Source organism: Bacteroides sp. AF32-8BH (assembly GCF_003435205.1).
Taxonomy (GTDB): Bacteria; Bacteroidota; Bacteroidia; order Bacteroidales; family Bacteroidaceae; genus Bacteroides; species Bacteroides ovatus.
This window is the reverse complement of sequence record NZ_QVLZ01000014.1, coordinates 40,890-53,028: the sequence shown is the minus strand read 5'-3', so window position 1 is coordinate 53,028 and position 12,139 is coordinate 40,890. Positions and strand designations below refer to the sequence as shown.

Here is a 12,139-nt window from a genome sequence, read left to right as displayed (position 1 = left end):
CATCCATTCCGCACATGTATTTTAAGGTTAATAACTGGGTTGTCTATCTCGTCTTTCTTGAAATTTCAATAATATCCTGATCTCGCTTGATACATAATTCATTGTCTATATTCAATGCTTCGAGCATCTCATCCAAAGAAAGTCCCTGGGCAAATGTGACAAAGAAAATTTCTTTGAGTAGCGCTTTATCCCTTATCACAATCTGAACATTGAACAGACGTTGAAGTTCCGTTATAATCTCTTGCAGTGTCTTGTCTCTGAATGTATACTGTCCGTTTCGCCAGGATTGATACCCATCGACGTCAAACTTTTCAAGTTTAACTTGTTTTTTATCCAGTATAGCTTTCTCACCCGGAACAAGGAAAATATCATGCTGATTTAAATCTCCCTTCACCAACAAAGAAATACTTCCTTCGAGCAGTGTGGCTTCCGTACCTTTATCTTCCGTATAAGAACGTACATTAAATCTTGTTCCATGCACTTTGATGCTTAAATCTTTTGTATCTACAATAAAAGGACGTTCCGGATCTTTTGTCACTTCCAGAAAGGTTTCTCCGCTAACAAATATCTGGCGAACTTGGGTAAACCGTTCGGGATAGATAATATGTGTACCGGAATTCAGCCAGACTTTACTCTGGTCGGGCAAAATAACTTCTTTCTTTTGCCCATATTCGGCATAGACTTCTATCCAGTTGACTTGTGATTCCTTGTTATCCAGATATAGATAAAGAGTAGCTCCCAATAAAGGAATAAACAGAATAGCTGCAACACGTATCAGATAATGTATTGTTCTCGTGAATGTACTCTTTTGAGGAGACGGAGCTACTCCGCCAATAGCTTCACAGACCTTCACAAATGCAGAAGAGGTCATTTCGCGGTCACAGGCTACTTGAGACGATTCTTTCCAAATTTCTTGCAATTCCTGATCGAATTCCGGTTTAGACTCATTCTCTATGAACCATCGTCCAAACGCACTTGAAGTGATATCCTTCTTCAAGTTATAGAAATAGTCTTTCAATATTCCGGGAGGTAAGAGTTTCATTTTTCTTCGTATTATCTGGTTATATCTGATATACGGAAGCTAGAAAAAGTACACCCAATGCTTTTTCGACTTTAACATTTATAAACTATTAATTGGGAATAGAGGTGTAACAAAAAGTAGTATGGCAGAGCGGAAAAATTAAAATCAGAGAGAAAGAATGAACAAAACAGCAATCCAATAAAGAAATCCTCCCAGTTTTTCACGAAGTATATGCAACGCTATATTCAGATGGCGTTCTACCGTGCGTTTGGATATTCCTAGTTTAGAGGCTATCTCATCATTAGACAATCCTTGCAAACGACTCATGACAAACACTGCACGACGCTGCGGAGGCATATTATCCACTTCTTTCATCACCAGTTCTTTAATATGTGACAGATCATAAACACTTTCTATCATTTCATCTGTATGATCGCTATCCTTCAGATATGAAATGCTTTCCAAAGGTTCTGAAATGACTAAGGAACGGAAATAATCTGTTATCTCATTCTTTGTGATGGAATACAAATAGTTATTAAACTTCCGTTCGCAATCAATCAATTCTCTTTTTGTCCAGACCTTGATAAATACATTTTGAGCTATATCATCGGCAACAAAAGAATCTTTCACTATCCCCAATGTGAAGAAACGCACTTGAGAATAGTAACGATCGAAAAGAAGTTTAAAAGCATTTATATCTCCGGAAATCATTCGAGAGATAATATGACTCTCATTTTTCATAAACAGTTAGTGCAATATTGCAGATTTTATTGTCTCATACTTCCCAACATTTCCATCCCTTATTAGCACAAATGTACACCACATATGTCCGTACATTATAATTAGGAAACTTTTTCTTAGTGTCTTCACCGTATCTTTTCACCTGTTCCACGTGCTCGGGAAGAGGCTCGGAAAGCGCAAGCATCTTTTCAGCTTCTTTCATACGATAATATTTAAATTCGACCACACGATCATCCGTATAGTAATCTGTACCGGGAATACCGGTCATTTCAAAGTCTGATCGGCCTACTGAATTATTCTGTTCGATGGCAAAGGTATAACAACTACTTAAATAACGCGATACCAGTTCGTAGAAAGAACACCGGATAAAGTTTTCATTGATCTTATCAAAAACTTGTGCTGGAAATTGTCCCAAATATTGTTCGATATAATTCTGAACGAGTGGTTCTAAGCTTCGATTGGAATCATAGTGCCGATACACAGGAACATAACGTTGTGCATTGCCTTCTATTTTGTTCAGTTGATTATAGTAGTCCATGTATACACTACGCATCGTCATATTAGGCAATGTGGTTACAAATTTATCCTTCAACGTCGTCATTCCCAAATAAAACAAACTAATGGGATAAAACTCTTTATCAAAAAACTTTTTCTTATTAAACTTACTAGCAAGATCAGCCACATTATAAGGCAATTCATCGTCAATTACCAATGCATCCAACATCGTTTTCGCATTATCCAGCGAAAGAGTCAACCGACGAATCCAATGAATGTCAGTACGTAGATTTTCATCTACCAATTCGTCCGGAATACTACCGGCATTGGCTGCAAATTTCTTGAAGAAGTAAGTAAGGATAGTGGCATTGAATAACCGATCTCCATTCGGACGGAAACGATAACCATCATAGTTACTCACTATTAGTTGCCATATTTCGTCAAAGCGATCCTGTCCTGTAGAATACTTATCAAGCACATAACGTAGATATGTTTCAGTTTCTTCGTATGTAAACCCAAGCATATTCAGGAAATTAGGCTCAAGAGTCAATATCTCTGCAATATTATATCCACTAGTCAAATCATCCATAGTGACAGGCAGCACACCTGTACAAAAACAAGTACGGATACTACCTTCACCAATACCTTTTTTAATTACTTTAAAAAAAGTACGCAGAAAGCTGTCATTAGTAGTAACTTCTTCATAGAGTGGATCATTATAGGCAGTAAGTAATTGATTGGTGAAATTATCATATTCATCAATCAAAATATAGACTTTAGGCAATTCGTGAGAGCGGGCGTAAGTAAGCACTTCTTCCAGCATTTTAGATGCATCGCCACGATTGCTAAATTCAAAATCACCAAATAAATCACGATTATGTGCTACCATTACTTCTACCGGACCGCAATTCAAGTCATTAAAATTCTGTGCCAGCCCTTGAATATGGTCTGACATTACCATTGCGGAGAAGTCATAACGGATTATCATATAACGGTTATGTTCTTTTGTCGGATGGTTTCCAATCCACGTGTCACCAAACAATTCTTCAAACCGATGCGCTTTCGTACGGTCATAATAGCAAGCTAGAGTAGAGACTAACAAACTCTTCCCAAAGCGACGGGGACGCAGAAATACAGGAGCCTTATAATCTTCAAGCTTAGCTATATATTGGGTCTTATCTACATAATAGAAACCACGTTCACGCATTTCTATGAAATCTGCTACTGCATAAGGAATTGTTATACTTGCCATAATCCTACTGTTTTTTCTATAGACAAACAAAGGTACAAAATTGTTAGCAATAACAAGAAGAAATCTTTGAATTGATTGTTATTACTCTTGTTGCCAAACATAAAACACGGTTCTTCCAGCTCCACGTTTACGAAGAATCCCTTTCTCAATGAAAGTATTCAAATCATCTATTGCTTTCAGCCGGGAAAGTCCGGTCAGGCTACTATATTCCAATCGGGTAATACCACCATTTTTCCTTAGAAATTCCTGTAAAAGCTGTTGGCGTTGCTCCATAGAAAATTCCACTTTTTGAGAAGAGTGTTTGGATTTATCCACACGTTCCAACTCTATTTCACGCTTAATCTTCCTTTTGAACTCTTTGGAAGTGCGCAAATGCACATTATCAAAACAGATTGATTCGGCACGAATCTCACGTTTAGTCATTACTTTATGCGTACATTTCAAAGAGATGCTAAAATGCCCGAGTTCGCCAAGTTCTACGATATATCCCTCTGCTAACGTTTCGGCTAGTTCATCCAATACAACTCCTACTACCGCATCTATCACGTTATAGTTAAAAGTCTGGGAAGAACGAGATACACGTTCCATGAATTCTTTCTTCGAGTAAGTTCCATTTGGAACGATACGGGCATGCAAAGGCTTTTGTTCTCCGGTACAATCAGGATCCGGTGTTTCATACAAATCATATTGAGCACTCATAAGTATATCTTTTTATTAGTTCATACATTTATTACTTTCACTACGTATATTTAATCGCCTGTTCATTGAACTTTAATCTTCAGTTCATATAAAAATAATCGTCTGACAGCTGTATCTTTTTCGTCTGACAGTTGTCAGACGGAAAGACAACAGTTGTCAGACGAAAGTTCAACAGCTGTCAGACGATTAATCTATCGCATACAAAGGTATAACTTTATGCGATACGACCTTTAAATCTTAGGAGGAAAAAGACAATTCCTCCCAAGAATTTAATCACCCAACAGTAATTTAGTCACAGCGGCAGTATTCAATGCCCATTCACGAGTATATATCTCGTCCGCTTCCGGAATATCAACTAACTTCAATCCCTGTGCCTGTGCTTTGACAGCTAACAGTTCACCAACAGTTGTTTTCGCTTCCAGCTTATCCAGATACTTTTCAATGGTCTGTGTATCCAAAGAAAGAATCGTCTGTCCACCAAAAGGTATTTCCAGCCAAACGATTTCCCGTTCTTTCACTTTCAGAACTCCGAAAACAAGCCCTTTCTGCAAACTTTGGGAAATACGTACCTGATGTTGTACGCAAGAAGGATCGTAAGCTACTCCTGTTCTTTCCGATATCTTCATTGGATAGGCAGAGTTCATCCAACCTACCACCAGATTAGGAGAGATAGTCCCGTTGCTATATGCATTGCAAGTGAAAGCGACATATTCCGCACCTACACGGTTCAGTTCATTCAAATCCAGCTCGATATATTCGGCAGTACCTTTCTTATTAGGAATACTTCGGATATCCCCGCTATGTTTAGCGCCAATAGCTTGCAAGTTGAAGAAGGAACAAACTTCTGTTGTGGAAGGCAAAGTGATATGACAACTCAAGTCCATGTCAAGATGCTGTGCCGGAAGCCCTTTTCCCCACTGCATAAACAATCGCACTTTATCCCCCTCTACCGGGAAACGCGTTCCCTGCAAAGCACAGGAAGTATCCTGAATTGTTTCGCTACGATCGCCGATAGCCAACGGAATATGGAACAACATAGGGTCAATATACATACTTTTGTTTTCACTTTCGACAGTTGCACTGGCGAAACGGGCAGCTACGACTTCCTTACACAAATCCTGTACATCCTTCACCATCGCTTTTAGCTGATCCTCCATATACAGACCTACCAAATAATGTGGTTCTATCAAAAGAGCATTCCCCCCTAAAGGTTTCACCATTCTCTTACGTCCCGGTTCAAAGTAGCTCTCCGCATACATACCCAAAGTAACGACCAAACGTGCCGGCAACAAATGAACCACTTCTTTAAATGCAGCCAACGTCTCTTCCGCTCCGAACCAAAGCATATTCGCAAATAAAGAACGTGCAAACATACCCGGTCGCTGCTTTAACAAAGCAAATGTCTGTTCCGCATCCGCCTTCAAACGGTTGCGCTCCACTTCTCCCTGCCAAACGGTATATGCCTCGCGGTAGAATATATCCATCAATTCCTTCAAATTTCCGAATTCCGGCTTACGGGCATATTCCGCCAGACGCAACGCACGTATCATACGTACCCACATCTCTCTTTTCGGATGCATGATTTCGCAAGCCTTCTCCGGAGCCATTGTCAGGTTGTTCAACCAAAGAGCTACCATTTTACATTCACGACGCGTATATTTCAACTTCAACTCCTCACGCTTCGCTTGAGCTGCCGAACGACTTTTATCCAAAACTCCACATATATGTGTGTTGTTTCTACCTGTTTTACGGATAATAGTCTTAGGCTCTATGATTTGCAGGAATCCGGTTTTCTTATACCACAGATAACGCAATATATCATTCGGAGTAGAGAAATAGATTTGCGCTTCCTGCGCTCTATCCTGTTCCACCAATGTATCTATCACCAACATCAATGTCTCCTTCATTTTGATTTCGACTGCCGGTAACGGAAGTTCGCCAAGCATTATTTTCAAGCTATCCGCTTGTGTGGCATCAAGAGCTGTACGCGATTCAAGCAAGTCACAGAAAAAAGCATTCAGCTCCTTGTCCTGCCAAAGTTCCAGCACTTTCAATTTACTTCCCTGTCCGAAGTATTCCGTAGTAGCCGTTTGGAACGGAGTTCCGCAGAACGGGCAACCGTTGTATCGTTCCATAGGAAATGTATTATCAGGGATCACGTGTCCGCAAGGTAGTTTAAGGCCTTTCTGGCTATTAAACAGGTTAGCGATCCATGTAACCAGATGATCCAAGCGCGTTTCTCCGGTAGGTACATCCCACCCTTTCACCAATGGAGACCAGTTTAGCGTCACGCCCAATGCTTCTTTCATCACCTGAAGAATCATCATCTGTTGAGCCGGATATAACTGATTAATGGCATGCAGCAGTTCTTCGGACAAGCTATATCCTACTTTACGGAGTTGGGCTACCAATGCAATGGTAGTCGAAGTCAACTCTTCCTGCTTTTTCTCTTCTTCTATCAAAGGCAAATAGATTGCATTCTGCCTGATAGACACTTTCAACAAATCTTTATTCATAACTTTGTTTTTTTAAGTAAGGTAATCGGAAGACTGTGAATCAATGGAGCATTCCTGCGGTTTTGAAGTAAGTCTTCCTTGACCTTAGTTGATAAAAAGAGGTAGAACAGGCCGGATTCGAACCAGCGTTATCCACCGTTAAGAAGTAAGCCCCGGTTGACCTCATTTCAGATAATCCCGAAGCTGCTGTCCTACCTCTATATTTATTTTTGTGGAGCAGGCCGGAGTCGAACCGACGACCGTCACAGGATAGAAGTAAATCTTAATTGACCTTTTTCATCAGGATAATCTCAAGATTATGTATGATGCTCTACCCACTGAGCTACTGCCCCTTTACGAAACAGGAAAACAGATAATCGTATGAGTGATTTCCATACCTTAAATGAGTTGTTGAAGTAACCCGTACTTGACCTGTTTTCTTGTTTCTTCGACAAAGATAGATGCAGTGGTACGCAGCCTTTTTGCGCAACTAGAACTTTTTTGCTCTTTTGAAGAAAAAAATAAATTCCAATACCTACACCGTTTAAATAGAAATCAGCGATTTGCCTTACGATTCTTTACTTCTTCTTCTACAAGTTTTGTAAACGACTTCTCCTTTTTACGTTTCTCATGTTCGGAAGCAGAAAAGTGCCACGCTTCCCGGCGAAGTTTCAGATAGCTTGTATAAACTTTATAATCTAACACGCCGCTATTGACTGCTTTTAAAACAGCACAACCCGGTTCGTTAATATGCTTGCAATCTTTGAAACGGCACGATTCTGCATAGTCAGAGATTTCAAGTACTTCGGCCAGTGAGTCTGGATTGTCGATAACCAAGCCAAATTCACGCACACCCGGAGTATCGATTAAAACACCCGAATCATTCATCAATACCATTTCCCGACGGGTTGATGTATGCCGGCCTTTTCCTGTGGACAGGCTTATATCGGAGGTAAGCAACACAGATTTTTCACAGAGTGCATTTACCAGAGAACTTTTCCCGACACCCGAAGAACCGACAAACACAACAGTTTCTCCCTCTGATATGGATTCCCGCAACCGGAGAATCGTTTGGGGTTGATGAATGCTCGTAAAAAATACAGGTATCTGATTGGAGATATGATTTATTTGTTCTTCAACACTCTGCCTGTCAAAATCTAAATCGGATTTATTAAGTACCAATACAGGCTTGATGTTTTCTTCTAATACCTGAACCATAAAACGTTCTACTCTGCGGACATTGAAATTATCGTCAAGACTCTGCACAACAAATGCTTTATCGACGTAAGAAGCAATGGCCTGCTTATCGGCAACTGTACCGCTTTTCTTGCGATACAATGTCCGCTCACGAGGTAGCATATAGACAATAATCCCTTTATTCTCATCAAATGGTTGAAAAAGCACCCAATCACCCGTACAGGGTAATTCAGCATCAGATTTCCCATACATCATGTTTCCCGTGAGTTCACACTGAAACAATCCGTTTTCGGAAACGACCTCGTAGCAGGTACGATGTACTATGGATATACGTCCATGAGGAAGAGTGCTGTAGAGTAATTCTTGTTTTAGTTGGCTTAGTTTATCATTCCAGCCATACCAGTTTAAATTAAAGTCGAATTTGTGAATTGTTTGATTTTCGTTATTCATGATCTTAATGTATACAGCGTACACGTTACAAAGCACCACGATACTTTTAGCACCCTTGTACGCAAGTTAAAAATTGAAATTATAAAGACATAAAGAGTACTCCCAGAAGGAATCATCCGAGAGCAAACGAAAGGACAATCTGTATCAGAAACACAGATTGTTTACTAAACCAAATCCGATTTATTATTTCTTGTCATGCGACAAAGATAGACTATTTTTATTTAATGGCAAAACGAGCCGTCATTTCATACCGTAGCTTGATAACCCGGTACTGCTCGGTAGCTGCCGCACCCATGCTTACATTGCTCTGCGCTTCGAAAGGAAGATAACGGCTTATGTTATTATCGGCAGGTTCGATGATACGAATCACTTCACCCAACTGCTGCCCCATCGCTTCCACCAGATAAGATGCTTTCTCACGGGCAGCCTTCAGTGCTTCAATCTTACCTTGTTTCCGATACATTGGCAAATCTTTATGTTTGAGTTCTCCGATGCGCATGGACTCAATTCCCCACGTATTGACTGAACGAATAATAGAGTTAATCTGCTCAAAATCCGTAAGCCGGATATCCAATTGCTTACCTATCAGAAACTCCTTTCCTCTCTGACGCCAATAATCTCCTATTTCCTGTGTGCGGATAGCATCATCCGTTATTCCTATTTTGCGCAAACTTTTACGCAAATCTTTCTCTATCATTGCCAATGGCACTTTCGTATGAAAATCTTCTTCTTTTTTTGATTTACCGGTGTATTCTTCTTGCCAATACTCCTTAATCTGAACCAGAAAATGAATCTCATCCGGAACGACTTCTATTTCAGAAGAACCGGTCACTTCAACGTATCGTCCATCACTTTCCTGTGCATTCACAACGATACTCCAAGTAAACAAAACAAAAGCTAATAAACATACCTTTTTCATATCTTCCATCTTAATAGTACAACCTCTTTTACAGAATGCGAATTATCATTTCACAAAGCTATTAAAAAAAACTGTAAAACCGATTTTATCCCAAGAAATCAATCAGGCTTTTTCGATCCATCAAAATAGTATCGCCATTCTTTACCTTACACTTGGAAGATGTTTTGCCGGAAAGTAAAGAAATATACCCTTTTTCAAACAGCAGCTTCAAGCGGGTACTGGAAAGAGGCAGACATCTTTTTATCAATGAGGATAATTTAAGGCTCAAGTCGAAATCACACTTGACTTGGATACTTATGATCTCACTACTCATATTCAGGATGTCTTCTAAAGAGACGGTATTTATCACCTCATATTCAACACTGTCATAATCTAATTGAAGATTATTCCTACTTGCCACTCCGGCAGAAAAGGCATATTGCCAGGCAACTTCCCTGTCATTCATAGAAAAGCTGTGAAAGAGCTTTTTATCAATCAAGTCGGGTTTAGTTCGTGACAACAGAGTCATATTACAAGTGTTATCACATTTCACACATCTATAAATCAGCCAGACATCAATGTTTTTCTTCTGTGCATTCATCCTGAACTTATCACTGCAATAAAAGCGGTCACTATCACAGTGACTGCATTTCTTAATTAATAAGGGGCAATTCTTCACCCTTATCTCCCATGTAAATGTTGTTTCCATAACTATACAAAAGCGATTATCTTTCTTTGTGAATCAATTATATTTCTCCGCAAAGTTGGATAATAGCCATTTGTATAATTCACAAGATGTCACAAGACGCCCTGAAATTTATCTGTCAAGCTCATCCATCATCTTTATAATCTGTTCTTTCAACTTATCCAGAAATTGGGTTCTGCTTTTCTTTCTATTCCTGATTTCCAAGAATATACGATAAAAATCACCTATCTCGATATTAAACAGTGTTTCGCAACAAAAAGCAATGTCTTTCAAACTCGTATTTCCATTATTAAAGCATTTACCTGCATACAAGGCATAGATAAACTCAACCAAAGCAACTTTACTGTCCGTCCATTGCAACAGTTTACTGTCTACAATGGAAGTGAATTTAAGATGAAGTTTCTCTGTCAGCTGCTCTATTTCCTCCGACACATATTCTATCAAGCGATTATTCGCCAGAATTTCTGCAACACTCGAATCATGCAAGGTGGTAAAAGAAATATCTCTATCCAGTAGATGACAATGTATATCAGAAAGAATATCATAATTCTCCCGAATAAAATAGCGGTTATCAAGCTCTGTTCGACCGGCACGGTAATATTCATAAAAGTCATTATTCAAAAATGATTTTTGCAGGTTCTCCAATTCAATCTTCAGATATCTGCATTGGGATGACAGAGATTTGTCGATACGATTCTTTTCAATCTGATACAAACGGACATAAAACATCAACAGACCGGAAATCTGCGGTTTCGAGACTTTAAAGAAAAGAATCTCTTCTTCAGCACTTCGAAACTGATATCCGACAACAGTTGTTTTCAGCGAGGTCAGTGAAACCTGTACGACACCAATGATCTGCCTGATTCTATCCAAAGGATCAACCGTCTGAAGCTCAATCCTTTTTATTTCTTCTTCTATGTTCAGCTTACTATTTCTTACGAAATTTTCCATTCATTCTCAACGCACCCACCACTCCCATCTGATTAGCATAAACCGGACTAAAAGCCTGAATACCTTAATTGCATCAGTTTTGAAAAACGATGCAGTGAATAATAAAAATGATAAAATGAAAAACCTGTTCAAGTATAGAACTACTCAAACGAAAGAAATTAGCCTGTGGTTTATGAGGCTAATATTAAGCTATAACAAATTTAAGAATTGTGCCCAAAATCATTGCTTTTAGAATTCAGATGCAAATATAATTGTTTTTTTAGGATGACATGAAGTTTATATGAATTTTTGAAATAAACTCACCAGAAGTATAGAAAAATAGTATCTTTGCCTCCGACTTTTCACAGATACTGTGAGAAAGCAATTCTTTTAATTATATAAATAAAAAAGACTATGATCAGATTAAATGTTTTTGTTCGTGTAAACGAATCCAACCGCGAAGAAGCAATAAAAGCGGCAAAAGAACTGACTGCCTGTTCTTTAAAAGAAGAAGGATGCATTGCTTATGATACTTTCGAAAGCAGCACGCGTCCTGACGTTTTCATGATTTGCGAAACTTGGCAGAATGCCGAAGTATTGGCAGCACACGAAAAATCTCCTCATTTCGCTCAATATGTAGGTATCATTCAGAAATTGGCTGAAATGAAATTGGAAAAATTTGAATTCTAAATGAATTACGAGGCTGTTCGAGAACAGCCTCATTAAATCCGCTATTCCTCTATCTTTCCGAGTAGAATTAGTCGAGTTTCTTATGGATAAATATTCCTTCAATCCAATAAGTTGCGTGATTCGATTCAAATTTCAACAAGACATAGCCGGGATCAGTGGGACCACCGGGAAAATGATCGATAAACCAATCCTGCCAAAGTTCCTGCTTCATCTTTTCGTCAGTTACAACTTCCACTTTCCCCGTTAACGCCACGCTGTCTCCTTTATCCTGAAAGCATAATCCTGCTTTCGGATTCGATAAGAAATCAATTGTTTTTAGTGAATCTGCTCCGGTAGACATCCAGATAGTGGAAATTCCTTCTGCCAGGATTTTGCTCATCGGCACAGGACGGGGATAACCTTCTTTATTCACAGAAGCAAGGGTAACTACTTCACATCTCTGCAACAATTCTGTTGCTTTCTCTTTCATTGTTTTTGTGGTCATAAATTGATTGTTTTTTATTAACCTTGCAAAGGTAACGGCATATCTTCCCATTCTATTGTAAAAAAGCGACTTTTACCTAAT

The 12,139-nt window shown here is 39.1% G+C and carries 11 protein-coding genes and 1 tRNA gene; 1 reads left to right on the top strand and 11 read right to left on the bottom strand.

Annotation, left to right across the window (positions count from 1 at the left end):
• Positions 1-43: 43 nt before the first annotated feature.
• From DWZ47_RS11760 to DWZ47_RS11715, 10 genes are all read right to left on the bottom strand, one after another.
• Positions 44-1,042 carry a FecR family protein gene (locus DWZ47_RS11760; RefSeq protein ID WP_004304090.1) on the bottom strand — a complete coding sequence of 333 codons (999 nt, stop codon included), beginning with the start codon at positions 1,040-1,042 and terminating at the stop codon, positions 44-46.
• Between the two features lie 144 nt (positions 1,043-1,186).
• Complete coding sequence (locus DWZ47_RS11755) at positions 1,187-1,762, bottom strand: RNA polymerase sigma-70 factor (protein ID WP_004297104.1); 576 nt, start codon at positions 1,760-1,762, stop codon at positions 1,187-1,189.
• A gap of 34 nt (positions 1,763-1,796) precedes the next feature.
• Positions 1,797-3,509 carry an ATP-binding protein gene (locus DWZ47_RS11750; RefSeq protein ID WP_117513229.1) on the bottom strand — a complete coding sequence of 571 codons (1,713 nt, stop codon included), beginning with the start codon at positions 3,507-3,509 and terminating at the stop codon, positions 1,797-1,799.
• Positions 3,510-3,590: 81 nt separating this feature from the next.
• Entirely contained in the window at positions 3,591-4,208 is a 618-nt protein-coding gene (locus DWZ47_RS11745) for an HU family DNA-binding protein (RefSeq protein ID WP_004297107.1), read from the bottom strand.
• A gap of 269 nt (positions 4,209-4,477) precedes the next feature.
• Positions 4,478-6,724 carry a hypothetical protein gene (locus DWZ47_RS11740; protein ID WP_117513227.1) on the bottom strand — a complete coding sequence of 749 codons (2,247 nt, stop codon included), beginning with the start codon at positions 6,722-6,724 and terminating at the stop codon, positions 4,478-4,480.
• A gap of 212 nt (positions 6,725-6,936) precedes the next feature.
• Positions 6,937-7,056 (bottom strand) — tRNA-OTHER (locus DWZ47_RS30425).
• Positions 7,057-7,258: 202 nt separating this feature from the next.
• Positions 7,259-8,350 (bottom strand): ribosome small subunit-dependent GTPase A, encoded by a 1,092-nt coding sequence (gene rsgA / locus DWZ47_RS11730; RefSeq protein WP_117513266.1) that lies wholly within the window; start codon positions 8,348-8,350, stop codon positions 7,259-7,261.
• A 217-nt stretch (positions 8,351-8,567) separates the two neighbouring features.
• Complete coding sequence (locus DWZ47_RS11725) at positions 8,568-9,269, bottom strand: SIMPL domain-containing protein (protein WP_004304099.1); 702 nt, start codon at positions 9,267-9,269, stop codon at positions 8,568-8,570.
• 85 nt (positions 9,270-9,354) lie between these two features.
• Positions 9,355-9,957 carry a DUF1062 domain-containing protein gene (locus tag DWZ47_RS11720; RefSeq protein WP_004304101.1) on the bottom strand — a complete coding sequence of 201 codons (603 nt, stop codon included), beginning with the start codon at positions 9,955-9,957 and terminating at the stop codon, positions 9,355-9,357.
• 108 nt (positions 9,958-10,065) lie between these two features.
• Entirely contained in the window at positions 10,066-10,905 is an 840-nt protein-coding gene (locus DWZ47_RS11715; protein ID WP_117513225.1) for an RteC domain-containing protein, read from the bottom strand.
• Positions 10,906-11,298: 393 nt separating this feature from the next.
• Between DWZ47_RS11715 and DWZ47_RS11710 the strand changes: the two genes are divergently transcribed.
• Positions 11,299-11,574, top strand: a complete 276-nt coding sequence (locus DWZ47_RS11710; protein WP_004297114.1) for a putative quinol monooxygenase — start codon at positions 11,299-11,301, stop codon at positions 11,572-11,574.
• A 67-nt stretch (positions 11,575-11,641) separates the two neighbouring features.
• Here DWZ47_RS11710 and DWZ47_RS11705 read toward each other — a convergent pair whose 3' ends face one another.
• Positions 11,642-12,058, bottom strand: a complete 417-nt coding sequence (locus tag DWZ47_RS11705; RefSeq protein WP_117513223.1) for a pyridoxamine 5'-phosphate oxidase family protein — start codon at positions 12,056-12,058, stop codon at positions 11,642-11,644.
• Between the last annotated feature and the right edge of the window lie 81 nt (positions 12,059-12,139).

Bases quoted from the DNA above. Each gene is read 5' to 3' on its own strand.
- DWZ47_RS11710 (WP_004297114.1), top strand. From the start codon at position 11,299: ATGATCAGATTAAATGTTTTTGTTCGTGTAAACGAATCCAACCGCGAA.
- DWZ47_RS11755 (WP_004297104.1), bottom strand. From the start codon at position 1,762: ATGAAAAATGAGAGTCATATTATCTCTCGAATGATTTCCGGAGATATA.
- DWZ47_RS11725 (WP_004304099.1), bottom strand. From the start codon at position 9,269: ATGAAAAAGGTATGTTTATTAGCTTTTGTTTTGTTTACTTGGAGTATC.
- DWZ47_RS11760 (WP_004304090.1), bottom strand. From the start codon at position 1,042: ATGAAACTCTTACCTCCCGGAATATTGAAAGACTATTTCTATAACTTG.
- DWZ47_RS11720 (WP_004304101.1), bottom strand. From the start codon at position 9,957: ATGGAAACAACATTTACATGGGAGATAAGGGTGAAGAATTGCCCCTTA.
- DWZ47_RS11705 (WP_117513223.1), bottom strand. From the start codon at position 12,058: ATGACCACAAAAACAATGAAAGAGAAAGCAACAGAATTGTTGCAGAGA.
- DWZ47_RS11745 (WP_004297107.1), bottom strand. From the start codon at position 4,208: ATGAGTGCTCAATATGATTTGTATGAAACACCGGATCCTGATTGTACC.
- rsgA (WP_117513266.1), bottom strand. From the start codon at position 8,350: ATGAATAACGAAAATCAAACAATTCACAAATTCGACTTTAATTTAAAC.
- DWZ47_RS11715 (WP_117513225.1), bottom strand. From the start codon at position 10,905: ATGGAAAATTTCGTAAGAAATAGTAAGCTGAACATAGAAGAAGAAATA.
- DWZ47_RS11740 (WP_117513227.1), bottom strand. From the start codon at position 6,724: ATGAATAAAGATTTGTTGAAAGTGTCTATCAGGCAGAATGCAATCTAT.
- DWZ47_RS11750 (WP_117513229.1), bottom strand. From the start codon at position 3,509: ATGGCAAGTATAACAATTCCTTATGCAGTAGCAGATTTCATAGAAATG.